The 22,108-nt window shown below is 54.5% G+C and carries 21 protein-coding genes and 1 pseudogene; 12 read left to right on the top strand and 10 right to left on the bottom strand.

Features of this window, described 5'->3' with window-relative positions; translation table 11 throughout:
• The first annotated feature begins 26 nt into the window (after positions 1–26).
• On the top strand, positions 27–251 hold the full coding sequence (locus BJQ97_RS02775) for a hypothetical protein (RefSeq protein ID WP_011229968.1): 225 nt from the start codon (positions 27–29) through the stop codon (positions 249–251).
• On the opposite strand, the gene mutY is transcribed toward BJQ97_RS02775, so the two are convergent.
• The 4 genes from mutY to BJQ97_RS02755 all read right to left on the bottom strand — a co-directional run bounded on the left by mutY (position 248) and on the right by BJQ97_RS02755 (position 4,127).
• Positions 248–1,348, bottom strand: coding sequence for an A/G-specific adenine glycosylase (mutY, locus tag BJQ97_RS02770; RefSeq protein ID WP_160155426.1), 1,101 nt, complete (start codon positions 1,346–1,348; stop codon positions 248–250). The genes BJQ97_RS02775 and mutY overlap by 4 nt on opposite strands.
• Positions 1,349–1,446: 98 nt before the next feature.
• Positions 1,447–2,712: an L-lactate MFS transporter gene (locus BJQ97_RS02765; RefSeq protein ID WP_160155425.1), complete on the bottom strand. Its 1,266-nt coding sequence runs from the start codon at positions 2,710–2,712 to the stop codon at positions 1,447–1,449.
• Positions 2,713–2,728: 16 nt separating this feature from the next.
• Positions 2,729–3,520: a formate dehydrogenase accessory sulfurtransferase FdhD gene (fdhD, locus tag BJQ97_RS02760; RefSeq protein ID WP_160155424.1), complete on the bottom strand. Its 792-nt coding sequence runs from the start codon at positions 3,518–3,520 to the stop codon at positions 2,729–2,731.
• Positions 3,521–3,779: 259 nt separating this feature from the next.
• Positions 3,780–4,127, bottom strand: coding sequence for a Na-translocating system protein MpsC family protein (locus tag BJQ97_RS02755; RefSeq protein WP_013146316.1), 348 nt, complete (start codon positions 4,125–4,127; stop codon positions 3,780–3,782).
• Between the two features lie 261 nt (positions 4,128–4,388).
• Between BJQ97_RS02755 and fdhF the strand changes: the two genes are divergently transcribed.
• From fdhF to BJQ97_RS02730, 5 genes and pseudogenes are all read left to right on the top strand, one after another.
• Positions 4,389–7,352, top strand: a complete 2,964-nt coding sequence (gene fdhF / locus BJQ97_RS02750; protein ID WP_160155423.1) for a formate dehydrogenase subunit alpha — start codon at positions 4,389–4,391, stop codon at positions 7,350–7,352.
• Positions 7,345–7,833, top strand: coding sequence for a helical membrane plugin domain-containing protein (locus BJQ97_RS02745; RefSeq protein WP_160155422.1), 489 nt, complete (start codon positions 7,345–7,347; stop codon positions 7,831–7,833). Before fdhF ends, BJQ97_RS02745 begins: the two co-directional genes overlap by 8 nt.
• A gap of 216 nt (positions 7,834–8,049) precedes the next feature.
• Positions 8,050–8,895: pseudogene (locus BJQ97_RS02740) on the top strand (metal-dependent hydrolase); the annotation flags it as partial.
• A 107-nt stretch (positions 8,896–9,002) separates the two neighbouring features.
• Positions 9,003–9,164, top strand: coding sequence for a small, acid-soluble spore protein K (locus BJQ97_RS02735; protein WP_160155421.1), 162 nt, complete (start codon positions 9,003–9,005; stop codon positions 9,162–9,164).
• A gap of 66 nt (positions 9,165–9,230) precedes the next feature.
• A complete protein-coding gene (locus tag BJQ97_RS02730; protein WP_144330140.1) occupies positions 9,231–9,392 on the top strand; it encodes a YpzG family protein in 162 nt (53 codons plus the stop codon).
• Positions 9,393–9,474: 82 nt separating this feature from the next.
• On the opposite strand, the gene BJQ97_RS02725 is transcribed toward BJQ97_RS02730, so the two are convergent.
• Entirely contained in the window at positions 9,475–9,813 is a 339-nt protein-coding gene (locus BJQ97_RS02725) for a YfhH family protein (RefSeq protein WP_160155420.1), read from the bottom strand.
• Positions 9,810–10,643 carry a recombination regulator RecX gene (gene recX, locus BJQ97_RS02720; RefSeq protein WP_160155419.1) on the bottom strand — a complete coding sequence of 278 codons (834 nt, stop codon included), beginning with the start codon at positions 10,641–10,643 and terminating at the stop codon, positions 9,810–9,812. Before recX ends, BJQ97_RS02725 begins: the two co-directional genes overlap by 4 nt.
• Before the next feature lie 94 nt (positions 10,644–10,737).
• On the opposite strand from recX, the gene BJQ97_RS02715 reads away from it, so the two are divergent.
• From BJQ97_RS02715 to BJQ97_RS02700, 4 genes are all read left to right on the top strand, one after another.
• Positions 10,738–11,634, top strand: coding sequence for a TIGR01777 family oxidoreductase (locus BJQ97_RS02715; protein WP_160155418.1), 897 nt, complete (start codon positions 10,738–10,740; stop codon positions 11,632–11,634).
• A 265-nt stretch (positions 11,635–11,899) separates the two neighbouring features.
• A complete protein-coding gene (locus BJQ97_RS02710; RefSeq protein WP_160155417.1) occupies positions 11,900–12,454 on the top strand; it encodes a GNAT family N-acetyltransferase in 555 nt (184 codons plus the stop codon).
• Between the two features lie 127 nt (positions 12,455–12,581).
• The gene (locus BJQ97_RS02705; protein ID WP_160155416.1) at positions 12,582–12,710 is read left to right on the top strand and encodes a YfhE family protein; all 129 of its coding nucleotides are present in this window, start codon (positions 12,582–12,584) and stop codon (positions 12,708–12,710) included.
• A gap of 88 nt (positions 12,711–12,798) precedes the next feature.
• Complete coding sequence (locus tag BJQ97_RS02700) at positions 12,799–12,984, top strand: YfhD family protein (RefSeq protein WP_160155415.1); 186 nt, start codon at positions 12,799–12,801, stop codon at positions 12,982–12,984.
• 157 nt (positions 12,985–13,141) lie between these two features.
• Here BJQ97_RS02700 and BJQ97_RS02695 read toward each other — a convergent pair whose 3' ends face one another.
• Positions 13,142–13,972, bottom strand: coding sequence for a glycosyltransferase family 8 protein (locus BJQ97_RS02695; protein ID WP_160155414.1), 831 nt, complete (start codon positions 13,970–13,972; stop codon positions 13,142–13,144).
• Positions 13,973–14,423: 451 nt separating this feature from the next.
• On the opposite strand from BJQ97_RS02695, the gene BJQ97_RS02690 reads away from it, so the two are divergent.
• Both BJQ97_RS02690 and BJQ97_RS02685 read left to right on the top strand, forming a co-directional pair.
• Complete coding sequence (locus tag BJQ97_RS02690; protein ID WP_160155413.1) at positions 14,424–15,605, top strand: CaiB/BaiF CoA transferase family protein; 1,182 nt, start codon at positions 14,424–14,426, stop codon at positions 15,603–15,605.
• A gap of 126 nt (positions 15,606–15,731) precedes the next feature.
• Positions 15,732–16,931, top strand: a complete 1,200-nt coding sequence (locus BJQ97_RS02685; RefSeq protein ID WP_160155412.1) for an acyl-CoA dehydrogenase family protein — start codon at positions 15,732–15,734, stop codon at positions 16,929–16,931.
• 129 nt (positions 16,932–17,060) lie between these two features.
• On the opposite strand, the gene BJQ97_RS02680 is transcribed toward BJQ97_RS02685, so the two are convergent.
• The 3 genes from BJQ97_RS02680 to BJQ97_RS02670 form a co-directional block, all read right to left on the bottom strand.
• Positions 17,061–17,375 (bottom strand): DUF3870 domain-containing protein, encoded by a 315-nt coding sequence (locus BJQ97_RS02680; protein ID WP_044732319.1) that lies wholly within the window; start codon positions 17,373–17,375, stop codon positions 17,061–17,063.
• A gap of 472 nt (positions 17,376–17,847) precedes the next feature.
• Positions 17,848–20,478 (bottom strand): DUF2309 domain-containing protein, encoded by a 2,631-nt coding sequence (locus BJQ97_RS02675; RefSeq protein ID WP_160155411.1) that lies wholly within the window; start codon positions 20,476–20,478, stop codon positions 17,848–17,850.
• Positions 20,471–21,973, bottom strand: coding sequence for an NADH dehydrogenase subunit 5 (locus BJQ97_RS02670; RefSeq protein WP_160155410.1), 1,503 nt, complete (start codon positions 21,971–21,973; stop codon positions 20,471–20,473). Before BJQ97_RS02670 ends, BJQ97_RS02675 begins: the two co-directional genes overlap by 8 nt.
• Positions 21,974–22,108: the final 135 nt, after the last annotated feature.

Here is a 22,108-nt window from a genome sequence, read left to right as displayed (position 1 = left end):
TTCCATAGACGAGGGAGGGGCTGCCTATGTACGTCGGCCGCGATATGACTGAGCTGTCGATGATTCCGAAAACGGAATGGACCGATGACGAACTCGCTTATTTTCATCATTCGTTCCAACAAATCGCTCCATATTTAAACGTCGAAGGACAGACGATTCACCGCGAAATCATCGAGGAAATCGAAGCGCGCGGCGGCCTTGGACGCCGCGAAGCAACGTATACACACGGCACGATGCCGGTGCCTGATTAATCAGGGCGGCGCACTCCGCCCGCCCATTCTTTATATTCGCGCCAAACACGTTGATGGGACACCGGAAAGGCGTACGTCTCGAGCTCATCCTCAGACACAAGCCGAAAAGGCTCCTTGGTGGACTCGCTGCTGATCAGGCGGCCGGGAAACACGGTCAACTGCCAGACTAAATGGGAAAACGCATGCTCAAACGAAACGATCGATTCTGTAAGCTCTACTTGCAAGCCGTATTGCTCCCCAACCATTTGCTCGAGCTTCTCTTTTCCATCCACTCCGTCCGTTTCGCAGCTGGGGAACTCCCATAAGTTCGCAAGCAAACCGGTGCTGTCGCGCTTGCGAATGAGAACGCGGCCTTCATCATCGGCCAGCACCGCGACGGCGATCGGCACTTGCTTGACCGTTGTTTTTTTTGTTTTCACCGGCAGCTCTTCCGCCACCCCTTCGGCGAACGCTTGGCAGTAGGCTTGCACCGGGCAAAGAAGGCATGACGGACGGCGGGGCGTGCAAACGAGGGCGCCGAGCTCAATCAGCGCTTCGTTAAATGCTCCCGGGTTTTCGTACGCCATAATTTCGCGGACGATTTGTTCAAATCGTTTTCTCGTCGACGGTTTGGCAATATCGTCTGTCACGAGAAACAGACGCGACAAGACGCGCATTACGTTGCCGTCAACAGCCGGCTCCGGGACGCCATAAGCAAGGCTCAACACCGCCCCGACCGTATACGGTCCGACCCCTTTCAGTTTGGAAAATTCGTCTGGGTTATCCGGCACTTTGCCTCCATAGCGCTCCTTTACTTCTTTCACCGCCGCGTGCAAGTTGCGCACGCGCGAGTAATAGCCGAGTCCTTCCCACGCCTTCAGCACCTCATCCTCATCAGCGTCAGCGAGCGCCTCCAACGTCGGAAACTGCTCGATAAACTGTTCAAAATACGGAACGACTGTCTCGACGCGCGTCTGCTGCAGCATCACTTCCGACACCCACACTTTATACGGGTCGCGGTCTTTTCGCCATGGAAGATCGCGGCGCTCGCGGGCGAACCAATCAAGCAAATCACGCTGAAATTCGCGCGCCGGAAATCGTTCGGTTTCTCTTTTCATTCACCGTTTCCCCCATGATGCCTATTGTCCACCTCATTATATCAAAAAACCCCCGGCATGGCTTGCCGCACGCCGAGGGGAACGAACGGAAATCGTTTTCAACTTTCTTTAGCCGCAGAAACATAGGCGATTTGTTCATGCTGAGCGCGCAGTCGGCGAATATCGACGCGGACGAGCAAAGATATGATGAAGGCGATGACAAACAATCCGCCAAAAAAGGCCAAGCTCCCTTCATAAGAACCGGTCGTGTCTTTGATATACGCGGCAAACATCGGTCCAACGAGACCAGCTGCGGCCCAAGCGGTCAAAATATAGCCGTGGATCGCGCCAAGTTGCTTCGTGCCAAACAAATCGCCGATATACGCCGGAATACAGGCAAATCCGCCGCCATAACACGTGTAGACAATCGTCAACATAATGATAAACAGCCATTTGATGGACACGTTCGGCAACAGGAAGAAAATCAAAATTTGCAAAACGAAAAACGTCGTGTACGTATTTGGCCTTCCAATATAGTCGGAAGCCGACGCCCAACCGATGCGCCCTAACCCGTTAAACACCCCGATGGCGCCAACCAGTGCCGCCGCTGCCGTTTCGCTGATGCCGATGCTTTCCACAGCCAACGGTTTCGCCACTGCTAAAACGGCAATGCCGCAAGTCACGTTAATAAACAGCATGAACCATAAATACCAAAACCGTCTTGTTTTGACAGCCTCATTGGCCGTCAATTGCGCCAAATCAAGCGAAGGTTTGGCTTTTCCGGCCTTCACTTTTTCCTGAAATCCTTCCGGCAGCCATCCTTCCGGCGGTTTTTCTAAATAAAGAGAAGATAACGTCATAATGACAAAATACGTAATGCCTAAAATGAAAAACGTATTTTGAACGCCGACGGAGGCAATCAAACTGTTCATCACCGGACTCGCAATCGCCGCGGCAAACCCGAACCCCATAATCGCCAGCCCCGTAGCCAAACCACGGCGGTCCGGAAACCATTTAACGAGCGTCGACACCGGCGCAATGTATCCGACGCCGAGGCCGATCCCCCCCAGCACGCCGTAAAACAAGTACAGAAGATATTTCGATCCAAGCGCAACAGCCAGTCCGGAACCGGTCACCCCGAGGCCAAAAAAGACGGAGGCCAACAGCCCGGATTTCCGCGGCCCATGCTTTTCAACAAAATGACCGAGGAAAGCAGCCGACAATCCTAAAAACAAGATCGCAATGCTGAACGTGAGCGCTACTTCTTGGTCGGACCAGCCAAACAATTGTTTTAACGGATTGGTAAAATTGCTCCACGCATAAACAGACCCAATCGAAATATGAATGCCGACGGCCGATAACGCAATGAGCCAACGGTTTTTCACAGCCTCTCCTCCCCTTTCATCCGATTATGATCCGACTCTCATGCGTATACACGTTAAACGCCTGTCCGCGCAAAAAGCCAACGACGGTTATGCCGAGTTCATCCGCCAAATCTAAGGCCAGCGTCGTCGGCGCCGATTTCGAGAGCAGGACGCTCACACCCATTTTCGCCGCCTTTAACAGCACTTCCGACGAGACGCGGCCGCTGAATACGATGAGCTTGTCTTTCATCGCCACTTGATGGCGCAGGCAATAGCCATACAGCTTATCAAGCGCATTATGACGCCCGATGTCAGAGCGAATCACGATGATCTCATCCGGTGTGGCGAGCGCGGCGTTGTGAAGACCGCCCGTCGCCGCAAAGTCCGTCGACTGCTCATGCAGCGCTTCCATGAGGCCAATGCAGTCATCCGCCTTCACGGCGATGCCGCCGACGATCGTTTTCGCCGTCTTCATGTCATTGTAAAAATAAAACTGCCGACTTTTTCCGCAACATGAGCCGATGAACCGCTTCGCATAAAACTGCTTGGCCGGAAGACCATCTGAAGCGAGTTCCACATAGGCGAACCCCCGCTCCCCGTCGATCGTCATCGCCTTAATGTCACGATACGTGCGAATCGCCCCCTCAGACGCCAAAAAACCGATGACAAGTTCGTCGAGATGCGCGGGCGTGCAAACAATCGTCGCGAACTCCTCGCCGTTGACCGTGATCGTCAACGGAAACTCGAGCGCGATCTCATCTTCTTCCTCAACAAAGCGCCCGTTCCCGTATTTTATAATCGGCCGCCTTTTCGCCGCAAACCCCCTCACCCATTTTCCCTCCCTTCCATATCAAAATAAAACCGCCGCCTTCCGGACAAGAGGACAAACTCACCCCTGTCAGCGAAAAGCGGCGGTAGTTTGCGCCCAGCACTTCTGCAGCGAAACCAACGCACATCCGTTTCCGAAACCTGCCGGCCAAGCGGCAAAGCCGTTTAGCCGGCAAGGCTTCTCCTATTTCCATGTTGCTAACATTCATAAGCATACCATGAACCGCCACAAAACACAACGGTTTCCGTTCACAAATTTGTCACAATTCAATCGGTTTTTCGAAAACGAAAACGGAAACCGCCATATCTTCTTCCACTTTAATGTCACTGAACAAATAAAGAAGCTTCGAACCGACAAGCTCTTCCATGCCGTCCGGCACATGCTGGGCGTATACGTCTTGAATCATTTTCGTTCTCGCGGCGTGCACCATATCCCGCCCTTCCGGCGTGCGTGCGATAAATTTTTCCGTCGGCGTCAAATTGCCGTGCAAAATCGTAATCGCCAAGTTGTCGACAAAATACGTTTTGATCCGCTCCGGTCCTTTGCCAAACAGCTGTTTGCGCACTTTGCGAACAATATCGTTGAAAGCGGCTTCTTTTTTGGACATCCCCACTCCTCCTTCAGCAGACAGCTGAAAAACTTCCGGCCAATCCGTTGTGTTCTTCGTTTCGCCGTACTATAATAAACTATAGCAAATGTATACATAGTGGAAAAATAATAAGGCAGGACGACGCCTTGTTATTTTTCTACGATTCCAGCAAACATTGGATTGGTTGTTTAGCATCGCTATGCTAAAGAACTACTCCACCACGATGAAGCATTCGTCTCGTCGCTGGTGGAGTTTTTATTTTGCAAAGGGGGAACGACGATGGAAGCGCAAACGGTGACGGTCACTATCAACGGGCATGCATACCGCGCCAAGCCAGGGATGACGATTTTGGAAATCGTCAATAAACACGGCATTCCGCACCCGCAAATTTGTTATACACCGGAACTTGGCGCCATTCAGACGTGCGACACGTGCATCGCCGAAGTCAATGGAACGCTGCTTCGCGCCTGTGCGACTCCGGTTGAGGACGGCATGGTCGTCGAGCTCAACTCGCCGCGGGCGAAAGCGGCGCAAAAAGAAGCGATGGACCGCCTGTTGGAAAATCATCTCTTGTACTGTACGGTGTGCGACAACAACAATGGCAACTGCAAGCTGCACAACACGGCGGAAATGATGCAAATTGAACATCAAACGTATCCGTACCAGCCGAAAGTCGACCCTTCCGAAGTCGACATGTCGCATCCGTTTTACCGATACGACCCGAACCAATGCATCGCCTGTGGGCAATGCGTCGAAGCATGCCAAAACTTGCAAGTGAACGAAACGCTCTCTATCGACTGGGAAGCGGAACGGCCGCGCGTCGTTTGGGACGGCGGAGTGCCGATCAACGAATCGTCGTGCGTCAGCTGCGGGCATTGCGTCACCGTCTGCCCGTGCAACGCGTTAATGGAAAAATCGATGCTTGGCGAAGCGGGATTTCTCACCGGCTTGGGCAAAGACGTCCTCGACCCAATGATCGACTTTGTCAAGGAAGTCGAGCCAAACTATACAAGCATTTTCGCCATTTCTGAAATCGAAGCGGCCATGCGCGAACAACGGATCAAAAAGACAAAAACGGTTTGCACGTTCTGCGGCGTCGGCTGTTCGTTTGAAGTATGGACGAAAGGGCGGAAAATTTTAAAAGTCCAGCCTGTATCCGAAGCGCCGGTCAACGCAATTTCCACATGCGTCAAAGGAAAATTCGGCTGGGATTTCGTCAACAGTGAAGAGCGCTTAACGAAACCGCTCATTCGCAAAGGCGACGTATTCGTCGAGTCCACATGGGAAGAAGCGCTCGACTTGGTAGCGAAAAAGCTCGGGACGATCAAACGGCAATACGGCGGCAACGCCATCGGATTCATTTCCTCATCGAAAATTTCCAACGAGGAAAACTATTTAATGCAAAAGCTCGCGCGGCAAGTATTTGAAACGAACAACGTCGACAACTGTTCGCGCTACTGTCAGTCTCCCGCGACCGACGGCTTGTTCCGCACAGTCGGAATGGGCGGCGATTCGGGCACGATTCACGACATCGCCTCCGCCGGCCTTGTGATCATCATCGGCGCCAATCCGGCCGAGGGACATCCGGTCATCGCTACTCGCGTCAAACGGGCGCATAAACTGTTCGGACAAAAACTCGTTGTCGCTGACTTGCGCCGCAACGAAATGGCGGAACGCGCCGATTTGTTCATCCGTCCGAAACAAGGAACAGACCAAGTATGGCTGATGGCGGTGACGAAATATATCATCGATCAAGGCTGGCACGACGAGGAATTCATCCGTGAACGTGTCCATTTCTTTGATGAGTTTAAACAACTTTTGAAAAAATATACGCTTGATTATGCCGAACAAGTCACCGGCGTTGCCAAAGCCGACCTCATCCGCATCGCCGAGATGATCCATGAAGCGGACGGCACGTGCGTCCTCTGGGGTATGGGGGTCACGCAAAACACGGGCGGCAGCGACACATCGGCAGCGATTTCCAACTTGCTTTTGGCAACCGGCAACTACGGGCGCCCGGGCGCCGGCGCGTTCCCGCTCCGCGGCCATAACAACGTTCAAGGCGCTTGCGACATGGGATCGCTTCCTGCCTGGCTGCCTGGCTACCAACATGTCACCGATGATGAGGCGCGAGCAAAGTTTGAAAAAGCGTACGGCGTCCGCATCGATGCGAAACCAGGCCTTGACAACATCCAAATGCTCGAAGCGGCCGAGCGCGGCGAGCTGAAAGCGATGTATATCGTCGGCGAAGATATGGCGCTTGTCGACTGCAACGCCAACCATGTGCAAGAGACGTTGGCAAAGCTTGACTTTGTTGTCGTTCAAGACATTTTCTTGTCAAAAACAGCGCAATTTGCCGATGTCATCTTGCCAGCAGCGCCAAGTTTGGAAAAAGAAGGAACGTTCACGAATACCGAGCGCCGCATCCAACGGTTTTACCAAGCGCTGGAACCTCTTGGCGACTCCAAGCCAGACTGGTGGATCATTCAAGAAATCGCGAAGCGGCTTGGCGCCAATTGGAATTACGCCGGTCCGAAAGAAATCATGGATGAAATCGCCAGCCTCGCTCCACTGTACTCACAAGCACATTACGACCGGCTCGAGGGCTGGAACAGCCTTTGCTGGGGCAGCCACGACGGCGCTGATACGCCGCTGTTGTACAAAGAGCGGTTCAACTTCCCCGACGGCAAAGCCCGATTTGCGTTAGCCGATTGGGTCGAACCGGTGCAATATCCAGAAGAGTACGATTTGCTTGTGAACAACGGCCGATTGCTCGAACATTTCCATGAAGGAAACTTGACGTACAAATCCAAAGGCATCGAGCATAAATTCCCAGAAGTGTTCGTCGAAGTATCCCCTGAACTCGCCAAAGAGCGCGGCATTGAAGATGGGGCGCTCGTTCGACTCATCTCGCCGTACGGCCGCGTCAAAGTGCGCGTGCTCGTCACCGACCGCGTCAGAGGCAAAGAACTGTTCTTGCCGATGCACTCCACAGCCAATGAGAGCGCCATTAACATGTTGACCGGGCCGCAGACCGACCATCGCACGAACACGCCGGCCTACAAACAAGCGCGCGTGCGCATGGAAGTCATTGAGCGATCCGGCAAGACGCCGCTGCCGCGCACAAATCCGCGCTTTAAAAAGCGCCATCCGCAAAACGGCGTCGAGGTGGAGCGGAAGTGGCGGCGGAGCGATTACGTCCCGCTCACCGAGGAGAACAAGGGGGTGACGATCGGTGGCTAAGCCGATTACCTCCATTCAAAAGCGCCAAATGACTGAGGAAGAAAGACGAGCCGAAGCGCTGGCCAAGCTGAAGGCCGCTGTCGGCGACAGTGAAGAGGCGGTCCGCGAGCTCTTGGAGTTCATCGAGCAGCTCCATGAAAGCGGCCTGCTCGAAGCGGCCAACGCCTTGTTAAAAGCGCGGGAAGACGTGGCGAAAATCGTCGTTGGCCAGCTCAACCAAAAACCGGTGACAACGATGATCAACCATGCGTTCGCCATAGCTGGCTTTGCTGCTTCACTTGATCCGGAGAAAACGGCGAAGTTGCTTGAGCATATCGCCGCCGGCGCGATGGAGGCGTACGAACAAAACTCCGTCGAAACAAAAAAAATCGGGTTGTTTGATTTGCTTAAAGCGCTCAATGACCCGGACATCAACCGCGCGATCCGCTTTTTCCTGTCCGCTCTCAAAGCGATCGGCAAACGGTTCAGAAATGACGGCTAATCGATCGGCTGGCAGAGAAAAGGACAGTTGACCAATGAGCTGCCAAAAGAACGGATGGTGAACCGATCTTCCAGCAGAATGGAATGCTCCCCCACTGACACCTATGACGTTGAAGTGGGGAGCTTCTCGTGGCGAGATGCTCAACGAAGCGCCCCGCATGAGGCGAGGCGCTTTTCGTTTTTTGGCTGAAACACCTCCCTTTTCGTCTGACGAACGGATACGATTTTCAAATTGCGCAACAACGCCCAATATATTCGCAACCATCGCGGCATCACCCATTCGATTCCCGCCGTCGTTCTTTGGCCGCTGCTCATCGTCAGCGTGATAGCCGCCATTTATCCAAAAACGGATTGGCTTCGCGTTTGGCTTTGGACGTTTGTTGCCGTCGCCTTGCACGTATTTGTTGACATTTTTAACTCTTACGGAACCTAGGCGTTGCGCCCGTTTACAAAAAAATGGATCGCCCTTGGCGTGATTCATACGTTTGATCCGGTCATTTTTGGGCTTCGTTTGGTTGGCGTCGGCGGCTTGTTTCTCGGCGCCCATCCCGGTTATACGTTTCTTGTCATCTACATGCTTATCGCTGCGTATTATGGGCTTCTCTTTCGACAGCAGGCCAACATCAAACGGCTCGTGCGCGCCTCGATCGCCGGGGTGACCGAGATCATCACCGTACCGACATGGCGGCCGCGCGAATGGCATTTAGCCATTTCAACGTGCGACGAATTTTACGTCGCCCGCGTCAAACGCGGCGGGCTCATCATCCTTGACCGCTTCCAAAAGCGTGCGCTTCCCGACCATCCGGTGATGAACGCCGCCAAACGCGACGAAAATATCGCCGCTTTCTTATCTTTTTCCCCGGTTTACCGTTGGGAAATAAACGAATACGATGATTACTACGAAGTGCGCTTTACTGATTTACGCTATCGAAGCAAAGGGTATTACCCGTTTGTCGCTGTCGTCCAGCTCGACTGCGATCTCAATATTGTCAGCTCATACACCGGCTGGATTTTCAGCGAAGGCAAACTGCGCAAAAAGCTCGAACTTGCTCCAAACGGCTGATGGGCTCCGCCCCAATCATTGCCACACATAAGCGCTGCAGGGTGTCCCATAATAAAAATACGTGTTGGCCATCCAACACGAGCACGCCGTTAAGGAGGGAATGTGCCGTGCGGAACAAAGCGCACAACTTCCCGAACCAAAACAACAACAAGTTCGAAGGCGAACCGCGCGCCAAGGCTGAGTACGCCTCGAAGCGGGCCGACGGCACGATCAACACCCACCCGCAAGAACGGATGCGCGCCTCCGGCGAACGAAGCGATTTCTTTTAACATGAAGGGGGAGCACGGCATCGTCGCCGCACTCCCCCAGCACATTCGGCAGCGAGGTGAACAATCATGGGTCACCATCGGCGCAAAAAATTTTATGACAATTTTTACTCCAATCCGTTCGAGCAGCCGTGGGCCAATCCAAAACACGCCCACTCGCAAGTGAATGGCGAAACGCAGCAAACACTTGACCTCATCATTTTAGAGCGGCAGACGCGCAAGCAGTCGTAGCACAAAAAGAGGGCTGACGCCAAAAGTCCGCTTTTTGGCGGAAGTTTGGGTCAGCTCCTTCTTCGGTCGATGGCCCTCCCCGTCAGGATAAAGGTAAATTCGGCTTGCGAAGCAATGAGATCGGCAGCGCCTCCTCTTCCCCGTTTCCTTTTAGACGCCATCCCCAAGCAAACACCCCTTTCAAATAACGGACTTTGAAATACTCCCCTGGCGCCCCTTCCACTTCATAAATCTCTCCCGGGAGAAAGTCGGCCGGATTGAGCATATACGCCTTCGCCATGGCGATTTTCCGCTCGTAGACGGCGTATTCGTTCACCATGCCCATCTGCTCCGCCTTTCGCGCCTTTTCCGTCAACAAGGCGATCTCTTGTTGCAGTTCTTCTTTCGACATTTCGCTGTACCGTTTTTGCTGCTCTTTCATGGTCGCGATCCCCCTTTTTCGCCTTCCTCACTGTCTTGCCGGCGCAGCCATTCATCGACCAAGTCGAGGGAAAACCCTTTTCGATAAAGAGCTTGGCGCATTTTTTGCTCATAAAGCGGCCGCGGGTGGCGCACGTAACGGCGGTGCGCTTTTTCTGCCTGAACATTGAGCGCCTCCCATTCTTCTTGTCCACGATGAACACCGCCATCCGCCAAAACAGCGGCAATCACCTCATGTTGGAACCCTTTGCGCATCAGCTGTTGCCGCACCCGTTCCAAAAACACGCGCGTCGATTCCATCCGGCGCTGCTTTTTCGCCTTTTCGTAAAGCGAGCGGGCGATAGCGGCTTGTTCATCCAACGTATACTCCGCCAAACTTTGTTCGATCAAGCGGTCCGGCACGCCGAGCCGTTCCAGTTCGGCCCGGATGAGACGCGGCCCTTTTGACGCCGTCTTTTTTTGCGTGCGCACGTAGGCGGCGGCAAACGCCTCGTCATCGACATACCGCTCAACGCGAAGCTTTTTGAGCACTTCATCAATCACCGAATCCGGAACGCCTTTTTTTCGCAAATGGGCGGCGACCTCATGTTCCGAGCGCATTCGGCGGGCCAAAAAGTAAAGCGCCTGCTGATAGGCCTTTTTCACCTCATCAGCATGCATAATATGTTGAAGCAAGTCGTCGCTGATCTCCATCCCTTTTTTCAGGCGGAATTGAAGCAGGACATCTTGATCAACGGTCAATCTCAACGGCGGTGCGCCGTCACGGTGCACGATAATCCAAAATCGCTCGCCGTTTTGTTCTGTTGCAGCAATGCCGGCAATCGTCCCCAACGGTCGTCCCCTCCTTCATTTTATCGTATCATAAGCAGGAACTTCTGACACGAAAAGAGAAATCATAAACTATATCAATGGAAGGGGAATCAAGATGCACATCGCCATCAACGGCGGCACCGGCTTGATCGGCCGGGCGCTCGCCGGCCATTTTTCCAAGGAAGGGCATGACATCTACATTTTCACCCGTTCTCGCCAACCTTCAAAAGGTCGCATTCACTACCTTGCCTTCGACGACGATGAAAAACCGACAGCAATCGATGTCGCCATCAATTTAGCCGGGGAGCCGCTCAATCGAAAACGCTGGACAGCAAAGCAAAAAGAGGTGATCCTCAACAGCCGCCTTCAAGCGACAGAAGCGATGACGAACTACATCCGTTCGCTGGCCGAACGCCCTGCGCTCTTTATCAATGCCAGCGCCGTAGGCATTTATGGCACCTCGGACTCCGCGACATTTACGGAACAAACGACCCAGTACGGCAGCGACTTTCTAGCCCAGACCGTTCAAGCATGGGAAGCATCGGCCCGTCCAATGGAACAGCTCGGCATCCGCACCGTCTACGCCCGCTTAGGCGTTGTGTTCGCCCAAAGCGGCGGCGCCTTGCCGATGATGATCAAGCCGTACCGGCTGTTTGTGGGCGGTCCAATCGGCAGCGGCCGGCAATGGCTGTCGTGGATTCATCTTGAAGACGTCGTGCGCGCGGTCTCGTACATCATCGAACACGAGGAATTGTCCGGCCCGATCAATTTCACCGCACCCTATCCCGTGCAAATGGACGAGTTCGGCCGCACGGCCTCCCGCCTTCTTCGCCGTCCGTATTGGCTTCCGGTTCCCGTCTCGGCGCTTCGCCTTCTCCTTGGTGAAATGAGCATGCTCGTCACCGAAGGGCAGCGCGTCATTCCAAAGAAGCTATTGCAGGCCGGCTTTCGCTTTTCGTTTCCAACGTTGGAAGATGGTCTCACTGATTTGCTGTTGCCCCGTGACCGATAAAAAATATCCAAAAAAAATTAACAAAAAAGCAATTCCCTTTTTACACTCGATCGTGTATGATAAAGAAGACCTCAAACTAGCTGTCGTTCATAACCGCATATCGACAGGAATCAGGGGAAGGCAAATGGTGCGCCACCAGCGCTCACGCTGGTTCTAGTGGGTTCGATTCCCACCCCGAAATTTTTTTGCGAAGTTTTCATAAAAAAATTTCGAGGGTGGGTCCTCGCTAGGAGGCTGCCCTCGGCATCCAAAGGAGGGATTGGCCATGTTGAAAAAACGCGAGTTGCAAGACTGCCATGCGCTGTACGAGCTGATGGTGCACCCGGATGTCTTCCCTTACGTGCGCCAAAAAGCACGCTCGTACGAAGAGTTTTTATTCATGACGAAACAGCTTATTGAGGCGGAAGAACGCGGCGAACTGATTTCGCGCACCATTTTGGACGAATGGGGAAACCCGATCGGCACGATCAGCCTTTTTGACATTCAAAACGGCGCAGGCTTTTTAGGAACGTGGCTCGGCAAACCGTACCATGGACTCGGCTACAATCGCCGCGCCAAGGAAGCGTTTTTCCATGAGCTGTTTTATGAGCTGTCGATCGAAACCGTGTTTTTGCGCATTCGCAAAGTCAACGTCCGCTCGATCAAAGCGGCGGAAAAACTGCCGTATGTCACACCTGCCAGTGAAACACGGCGGGCGCTGCTTGAACAAATCGGCGCAGATGTATACAATTTATACGAAATTACGAAAGACAACTACACGCTCTATACAATGCGCCATCCCTCCTTCATGCTCGAAGAGGAGCAGCGAAAAGAAGCGTAAGGGCGGAAAGCCGCAGGTGATCCAAAAAAGGCTGTCCATCCGGACATCCTCTTTTTTATGCATAAAAACGGTTGAGATCGTCCAAAATGGAACTGAAGGAATATGATGGAAAGAGAGGGAACGAGCGATGGCGGAAAAACGAAAGCGCGAAAAAGCGAAACACACCTTGACAAGTGCACAAGAAGTGAGCTATGCCCGCGATTTTAAAATGGCCGACCAGGCGGGCGGATACACCGCCAAAAAAGCGCGCCGCTAGAAATGATTGCTATTTATATGACGGCGTCGTTCATGCCATCCTAATGAATGAATCGTACGATTCACACTTTTGAATAGGGGGCATGGGGATGGGCCGTTCTCGTGGACAACGGGCGCGCGACAAAAACAAGGCGACTTTGCCGCAAGTGCCAAAACAGTTGAAATTTGACGGCATTGATGTTGAATATTCGGCAGAATTTGCCGACCACGAAGACCTCGAAGCGCAAGCGCGCGCAGCCGCCGCTGGCATTCGCCGCCAAGAGCGGAAAGCGTAACGGAACGAGGGGCTGACCCAAAAGCGTCATTCCTCTCAAACGAAATACAACATATTGCGCATGATTCATTGTTTCGTGGCGATATATGGTGATGAACAAGGGTGTCCCGATCCTTTTGGGACACCCCCTTGTTCCTGTCGGATTCCTTTCCCTCGTGCTACACTGTAGCCTCTCCTTCGAGCTCCAACACTTGGCTGTACCGTTTGTAAAACCGCCCCAACTCCCCTTTGTAATGGTCTTTCCACGGTTTCTCCTTGCCGCAATAATGAATAAAAACCGTGTTTTCCTCAATCCAAGCCAAATCATGTTTCGGATTGGGCAACAGCTGCAAAAAATCGTAATAGCGCGCATCGTAATTGTAACGATAGCCGTCGACCGGTTTAATCTTGTCCCAATACAGCCCGTTTACGACATCTTGGTCAGGAAGGACAAGCTTGAACCGGTTGTCGCGAATGAACTGATAAATGTCCGCAAGCCGAACGTGCTCACGCATCATCGCAATGTTCATCATCATCACACCTGTGTTGAAATACCCCTTCGCGTTCGGCGTTTTTAACCGCAACTTGTTGAACAAGTTGGCCACCTTCGTCGAATGGGTATGCTCGGCGGCAATGAACAAATTCCCTTCAAAATCCATGTCGTACAGCTCATCGATTGGGTTGATCGCTACAATATCCGGATCAAGGTACAAGACACGTTCAACGTCCGGCGGCAAAAACAAATGCGCCGCCAATCGGTAGTACATCTCGACGGTATAATGGCGAAACACGGGGGCGTCATGAAACAGCTCCGGGTCAACGTATATCGGCACGAGCTCGTGCCCCTGCCGGCGGACAAACTCGCCGAGCGCCTGAAGTTCATGCTCGGCAATGCGTGAGTAAAGCAAGTAAAACGTAAACGGGCGTCGGTTATTGCAAAACAGCGAATGCATCAAAACCTTGAGCGGCGGAAGATAATTGGCGTCTGTCGTGATTAACACTCGAAACATGCTTGATCACTTCCTTTGTCTCAATCGATTCCTCTTTCTCTACAATTATATAGAAATTTAGGCGAATGTTGCGCCTTTTTCGCGTCGTTTTGTCCAAAAGCGCGGCAATCGAACTCTCCTTCCCATCTCGCGCCGACTTTCACTGGCGAATTTGTCGTTTAACTATTTACAATTATCAAACAAATAACTATAATAAAACATATAGGGCAGCCGTCTCCTGCCAGCTTGGCCGCTTGTGCAGACCGGACGGCCTCTACCATCTGTCAGACAGCCCCGTTGCCTGACAGGCAACGTCGGCGGTTTGCTTTCCTGCATCGATCCACAAAAGAACTGTGCGGTCTGACGGCATCTCCGCGCCGAGACGCCTTCTCAGTCCGTTCAAGCCGGTTCCTATCTTGCACGCTGTATAGGAACCGGCTTTTTGCATGGAAACCGAAAGGAGGGGTGCCTAATGCCAGGGGCGCTTGATGGTGTGCGTGTGCTCGACTTGTCGCGCGTATTGGCCGGCCCGTATGCGACGATGATTTTAGGCGATTTAGGCGCTGATGTCATCAAAGTGGAGGCCCCCGGGGGATCGGATGACACCCGGTTTTGGGGACCGCCGTTTCAAAACGGCATGAGCGCTTACTATACCGCCGTCAATCGAAACAAACGAAGCATCACCGTCAATTTAAAATCAGCAGAAGGACAAGAGACGATTCGCCGTCTCGCCGAAACAGCTGATGTCCTCATTCACAATTTTAAGACTGGAACGATGGAACAGTGGGGGCTTGGCTATGAATCGTTGTCGCGACTCAACCCGCGCCTCATCTACTGCTCCATCACCGGTTTTGGCGAGACGGGACCGCTCGCTTCGCTTGCCGGCTACGACTACATCATTCAAGCGATGAGCGGCTGGATGAGCATTAACGGCACCGCGGACACCGGTCCGCTCAAAGTCGGCGTCGCCGTCACGGATGTATTCACCGGCCTGTATGCCGCCGTCGCCATCGAAGCGGCGCTTTGGGCCCGCCAAAAAACGGGGCGCGGGCAAAAAATTGATCTGTCTCTCTTTGACTGCGCTGTCAGTGCGCTGGTGAACGTCGCGGCGAACTACTTAATGTCAGGCAACATCCCACAGCCGCTTGGCAATGAACATCCGAACATTGTCCCGTACTCGACGTATGAAGCGAGCGACGGACCGATCGTCATCGCCGTCGGCAATGACCGCCAATTTCACGCGCTTTGCTCGTTGCTATCCGACCGCTCGATCGGAACGGACCCGCGCTTCCAAACCAACTCCGGCCGCGTTGCCCACCGAGATGAACTAAACCGTCGGCTGAACGAAGAGATCAAGCAGCGTTCGCGGGCCGAGTGGCAGCGCCTTCTTGCCGAAAAAGGAATCCCGTGCGGTCCAGTGCAGACACTTGAGGAACTGTTCCGCCATCCGCAAACCGATGCGCGCCATATGACGGTCACCATGCATCACCCAACCGTCGGGAAGCTGAAACTTGTCGCCAGTCCGCTCAAACTGTCGGAAACGCCGGTGTCCTACCGGCTGCCGCCGCCGCTGGCCGGCGAACATAACCGCGAGGCTGAAGCGTTATGGCGAAACGGACCAACACCCGAAAACTGTGACGCCAAGTCGCCATGACTAACGCGAAGTCGTTGCTTCCTGCCGCGGCCGGCTGCCCGCCGTTGCAATGAAAACGTGGTTATACCGATGATCACAGAAATCGACTTTATACAACAAACGGATGCATAGAGGGGGATGGAAACGATGATGAACTTCGACTTTACACCGGAACAAGAAATGCTCCGGCAAACGGTGCGCAAATTCGTCGATAAAGAAATTATGCCGTATATCAAAGAATGGGATGAACGCGGCGAATTTGACCGCAACATTTTCAAACGGCTCGCCGAACTCAATCTAATGGGCGTCTGCATTCCGGAGGAGTATGGCGGCATGGGAATGGATTATAACTCGCTCGCCATCGTCTGCGAAGAGCTCGAGCGCGGCGATACGGCGTTTCGCACCGCCGTGTCGGTCCACACTGGTCTCAATAGCCTCACCCTTTTGCAATGGGGGACGGAAGAGCAAAAGCAAAAATATCTCGTCCCGCAAGCGCGCGGGGAAAAAATTGGCGCGTTCGGCCTGACTGAACCAAACGCCGGCTCGGACGTCGCTTCGATCCAAACAACCGCCATCCGTGACGGAGATGACTATATTTTAAACGGGCAAAAAACATGGATTTCCCTCGCTGACATCGCCGATCACTTTCTCGTGTTCGCCTACACGGATAAATCGAAAAAACACCGCGGCATTTCCGCCTTTATCGTCGAGCGAACGATGCCCGGTTTTTCATCGCGCCCGATCAAAGGGAAGCTCGGCATCCGCTCCGGCAACACAGGAGAGCTGTTTTTTGACAACGTCCGCATCCCGAAAGAAAACTTGCTCGGCGAAGAAGGCGAAGGATTCAAAATCGCCATGTCGGCGCTTGACAACGGCCGCTTCACCGTCGCTGCCGGCGCGGTCGGCCTCATTATGGCGTGCTTAGAAGCAAGTGTGAAATATTGCCATGAGCGAAAAACGTTCGGCAAAGAAATCGGCCGCCATCAGCTCGTTCAGCAAATGATCGCCCGAATGGAAGCCGGCTTGCAAATCAGCCGCCTGCTCGTCTATAAAGTCGGTTTTCTCAAAAACGAAGGCCGGCGTTGCACCCGCGAAACATCGCTCGCTAAATGGATCGCCTGCGACTATGCGAACAAAGCCGCCGATGATGCCGTGCAAATCCACGGCGCCTACGGCTATTCAAACGAATACCCGGTTGAACGCTATTTGCGCAACTCGAAAGCGCCGGTCATTTACGAAGGAACGCGGGAAATCCACACGATCATGCAAGCGGAATACGTGCTTGGCTATCGTCAGGACAAACCGCTGCGCAAAACACTGCCGGCATGGCGGCCGAATGAAAACTAGAACATCGTTGCCATCATGTCTAGCTGTCGCGTCCAAAAGGGAAATGCCCGTCCAATCGAACAAAACTGGTTCGCCCTCATAATAAGGAAGGGTGTCCTGAACCTTTTGGGACACCCTTTCAGCCGCTTATCACTCTTTCTCCTCCATTTTTCCATATTGTTTGTACAAATCTTTCAGCGCTGCACAAAGGGCAGAATGGGCTTTCCCCAAATACCCTTCATCAAGCTCAGCGAGCAAACCGTCGATGCCATCGCGCAGCGAATGGCCGCGAAGCAGACGGGCAATGTAATCGCGCCCGTGTTCAGTGGCGAGGGTGCAAGACGCCTCGACGATCACCCCGTACTTTTTATCAATTTCCGCCGTAATCGTTAACGTATCATATAAACTCTTCGCTGCCATTCCGGCCGGAAGCCGCGCATGCCCGGCGATAAACTGCGTTTTCATCCCCCTACCCCTCTTTCCTTCTCGACTGATACTGGCAACAATATTATTTCGCGATCTTTTGCCGCTTTTCCTGCCGTTTCGTCACAGGAACAACATTCCATCCCCTTTCGCCGCGCGGCGGCCATCGTCATGGAAGTTTTCTAAAGGGCGGGGGATTTCGCGAAAACCATTGTCGGTCCTATCTGTTTCTCAATTAGAGAAGCTTTGCCGCACCCGGTTTCTTTTCTGAGCCATTTCTGCCCATTTGCATGCGGCTCCCATTTTCACCTCCCTTCTAAAAGGGGCGATTTAGTAAAACCCAATTCCCCTCACCAGCCTTCTAAATGGCAATAGAGACGGATTTATTCTTATTTCGCTCATCGACAACGCGGAACTGCTGCAGCATATGATCAAATCTCACCCCATGCCCTTCGCTCGCTTCAAGAAAAAACCGCCCGCCGGACAGCACCGGCAAGCGGCAGAGCGTTTTTTTCTAGCACTGCGGCACAGAAGCAAGACGATCCCCTTCCCAATCCACCCACTCCCCACTGTTGGGGTCAATCGAAGCAAGATGGAGCCAGCCGTTTTGAACTTTGCGCCGGAATGGTTCATTGTCGCTGAGCAGCCGCTCGATATAGTGAGACGGCGCTTCGATGATGACAAGCAGCCGAAGCGGGGAGTGAAACAGCTTATGGTCGGAAGCAGCGACCGACTGCCACGGCAAGCCTGCCAACAAATCGCTGCCGTTCCCTTGCATCACGCCGATGCCGCCCGTGACCGTCTGAGTCGTTTTATCGCCGCTCCCGTAATAATGCGGCACAGCCGTTGAGGCATAATATTGCAAATTGATCCATTGTCCGACCGTCGCCGGTCCGGCGATAATGCCGGCAAGCGCCTCCCCGGTCGGATCTTCCCGCCAGTCGTAGCTGTGCAAAAAGACGCGACCGTCTAGGTTCACCTCTTTGGTCAGCTGGCGGCGGCCGATCAAGAACGCGGCGTTCCCAGCCAATCCCCATTCCGGCCGGATTTCGCTCCAATCAACAGCCCGCCGCTGCGCCTCGGCCACCGGATCACGCGGCGCCCGCCCGACATGCGGCAACTTTGTCATCCGCTCGGTGTTCGCGCGGCGGCTCGCTTCATGAAGCGCCTGTTCCAGCTTTCGAAACGCCGCCTCGGCTGATTCAGACAACGGCGGCACATCGAGCCAACGCAATTCATCCAAAGTGGTCATATGCTCGGCTGGAACAAACACCGTTTCATCCGGAATGATGATCCCTTCGTCCGCCAGCGCTGCGCGCACTTCCGGCAAGTTGGCTAACGCCGCAAAGACGCGGGCGTTCAACGCCCCTGCCGCGCCGCCGCACGCGCCGCAATCGAGCGCCGAAGCGTACGGATTGTTGGCCGTCTCGCTCTCATGGCCGCAAACGACAACGAGCGGGGCGAATGAAGACGTCAAACCAATATTGACGAGCAGCTGCTTCACATATTGCACTTGCTCCTCTGTTGTGAAGCCGATCGGCAAGCTCGTCGATTCATCCCGCCCATGGCGGTGGAGAGACAAGGCGGTCTTCGGCTTTTGTTCCGCTGCCGCTTCCGCCAGGCGGACAGCCCGACCAGCCCAAGACGGCGCCGCGCTGCGGGCGAGCGTATGGAGGCCGAGCCACGGTCCGCTCATTTCCGGAAGCAATAGGCCGGCCAACAAATGTTGTTTGATTTTTTTAAACGTCTGCCCGACGAATCGGAATGCATCACGACGTCGGCGGTACGGGCGTGCCTCTTCCTTAGCAATGGTCTCCCTGATTTCATGTTGCGGCGCGACGATCGCCGGACATGATGGATGAGGATCATCGCTGTCAAGGGCGCGCGTCTGAATCGGCAAACCGAAAAATCCAGCGCAGCCGTACGTTTCAAACGGCCCAATCGCTTCCAAATGGCGTCGGAACGGCTCAGAACGGACGTCGATGCAAAACAACAGCTGCGCCTCGGCCGGCTTCGACTCATCGGCTTTCCGGTGCGTCAATACCGCTTCTTTCAGTCTCGCTTCATACGTATCCTCCCACGCCTCAAGCCAGAGATGGAACCGGTCAATTCGCCAAAATCGATCCACAAAAGCCAATCGGGCTTGCTGCTCCTCTTGAGACAGGCGCTTCCATTCTTCCGGCGTCATCTCTCCCCAATACAGCCAGGCGGCAAACAATAAGCATACATCATCGCCATCCGCATCATCTTCCCGTTCAAGCGGCAAATATGGCGCCACAAGCGCCCATTCGAGCGACAGACGGACGGCCAAATAATCGATCAATCCCCTCGTTTCGCCGCCCGTCCGGCGCGACTGCCACACAACCATGCCGGCCCAGCCGGGCAACGCCAACAAATGCGCCTCGAAATAAGCGGCGGCCTCATCATGGCGAACCCCCAATTTCGCCAACGCCTGGCGGAGCGCCTCTTCCCCGTCGTGCGGCCAATCTGCAAGCCGCTTCCGCTCCTCTTTCGACAACTCCGGATCGGCAGCAACGAGCCGGCGCCATGCCGCATAAAACCCTAGTTCGCGATGCGGAAGCGCCCACGCTGCCGCATGTTGGTCATAAAACAGTTTGCACCATTTGACGGTTTGTTGATTAAGGCGTTGGCTCATGTCATGAAGACGGGCGCTCATCGTCCGGACAGGCGCCGTACGCCATGCTGTTGCCAGCGCGAGGTCGGCCCATTCCGGCAAATGAAGGACATCGTTTGGCACCGCCTCATCCCAAAGGAGAGCGCGGCACAGCCGCTCCGCCTTATGGCGCCGCACGGGAAGCGGCTTGCTGTCAAGCCAGCGCTGCAGCCTCCGCTCAAGGAATACGAGGTCGATTTCCCCTTTGGCCAGCGCCGCGCGAAAGACCGCCATCGGCGGATACAAATCAATTCCATGCGCCCGTTGCAAGCGGTCGGCCGCATCAGCAAACGTCCACTCTTCAAGCCCCATCCACGGATGACGGGCGATAAACGCCGAAATTGGCCAAAGCGGCGCAATCACCTTCGCCGCCTCGCTGACGACGGCGGCAAGCGGACGTTCCTCTATAGCAGCGCCGAGGCGCTTCGATTCCTTCGCTGACCGCTCAAGCGACATGGCACTTTTACTCATGGGCCATTCCCTCCTTCATATAGGATGCCAAATAGCGCGGATGCGTCTCCATCGCTGCCGGGCGCGGCTCCCCAAGATGAACGAGATGCATATACAAACGGACACCAAGCGCCGAGGTGCGCTTGTTTGCAAGCAAGCCAGCCGCCAATGCCGCAGCCGCAAACAAGATGCCAGCCATCCATTCGAAAAATGCAGGCGGCATAAACATCGATGTTTCTTCGCGATGGAGCAGCGCCAAAAACTGATGGCGAACCGTTTCCGAACCGAACGCCAAAACGGCGGCCGACATCAGGCCAATCCAGCGTCCTTCGCGGAAATCGGCGAGCCGCCCCCAAGCGACAGCCGCCGAAGCGCCAAGCAACAAGGCGCTCAGCAGACGGGCAGGTTCATCCGGGGAGGCGAACCAAAAGGCGGCTCCAAGCAGCGCCCCGAAGAGAAGACTTCCCCTAAACGAGCCGTTTCCCCTTGGAAGTGCCGCACGGCCGATTCGCGGCACAACGGAACCCGACTGCAAAAAGAGCGTCGCTTTAAACATCCCGTGCAACACTAAGTGCACGACCGCCGCCCCATAGGCGCCAAGGGCACATTGCACAAGCATAACCCCCATTTGCGCCATCGTGGAGGCGACAAGCTGGCGTTTGTAGTCGACATGCACCAAACTGATGCCTGTGCCAATCAAAATCGAGCAAAAGGCGATCGCAAACAGCGCGATATGCGCCCCCGTTCCGCTAAACAGCGGGGAAAAGCGCCAAAGCAAGAGCCCCCCGGCATTGACGAGCCCAGCGTGCATTACCGCCGACACCGGCGTCGGCGTCACCGCCGATTCCATCAGCCAGCGGTGAAACGGCCATTGTCCGGCAGGGATGATGGCCGCCACGATCAGAAGCCCGCTCATCACCGCCTTTTCCCACGCAGCAAGATGGACCAATCGCTCCGCCGCCAACGCGGATGGGAGCGTCCATTCACCGGTCGCCGTCCCAAGCCAGATGGCAATGGTCGCGACAGCCAACCAACTGAGGAGGAACACGGCCGCCATTTGCCGAGCGACAAACCGGGCCGGCCGCCACTCTTTTTTCAGCCCTGTTAACGCCACAAGTCCGGCCAACGGCAGCCCCCAGCATACGGCCGTGAGGCGCACATCACCGCTTGCCCATGTCAGCGAAGCAGCCAACGTTGTCCATGTCAACAGCGAAAAATAGAGCCGATAAACGCCGTCTCCGTGCAAGTAGCGGACAGCGAACCGTTGAATCGCCCAACTGAGGAGCGAAATATAAACGGCAATGAGCCAACCGATCGCATCAAACCGCCACGGTCCAGCCTCCAAACTGCCGGTGCCGATCCATCCCGCAGCCGCCGCCGCACCTGGGAGCAGCAACAGCCAAACATGCGTATGCACATACCGCTCCGGCACGCGCGGATTGAGCCATATCGCCGCGCTGATGAACACAACCGCAACCGAAGCGAGCCATCCCCATCCAAACCATTCCGCTGTCATGTTGTTCTCCTCCCCTCATCGTTTCTTTTCCTTTGCTCGGGAGAAAAAGAAAAACCGGCTATGTCAATCAGGCAAGGCGGCCGAAAAGCCGCACCATTGCCTATCGATTGCCCATAGCCGGTTTATCTTCAACCA

It is taken from the genome of Geobacillus sp. TFV-3 (genome assembly GCF_009901865.1).
GTDB classification, from domain to species: Bacteria; Bacillota; Bacilli; order Bacillales; family Anoxybacillaceae; genus Geobacillus; species Geobacillus thermoleovorans_A.
The sequence above is the reverse complement of the archived record's forward strand: the minus strand, read 5'-3'. Positions and strand labels throughout refer to the sequence as shown.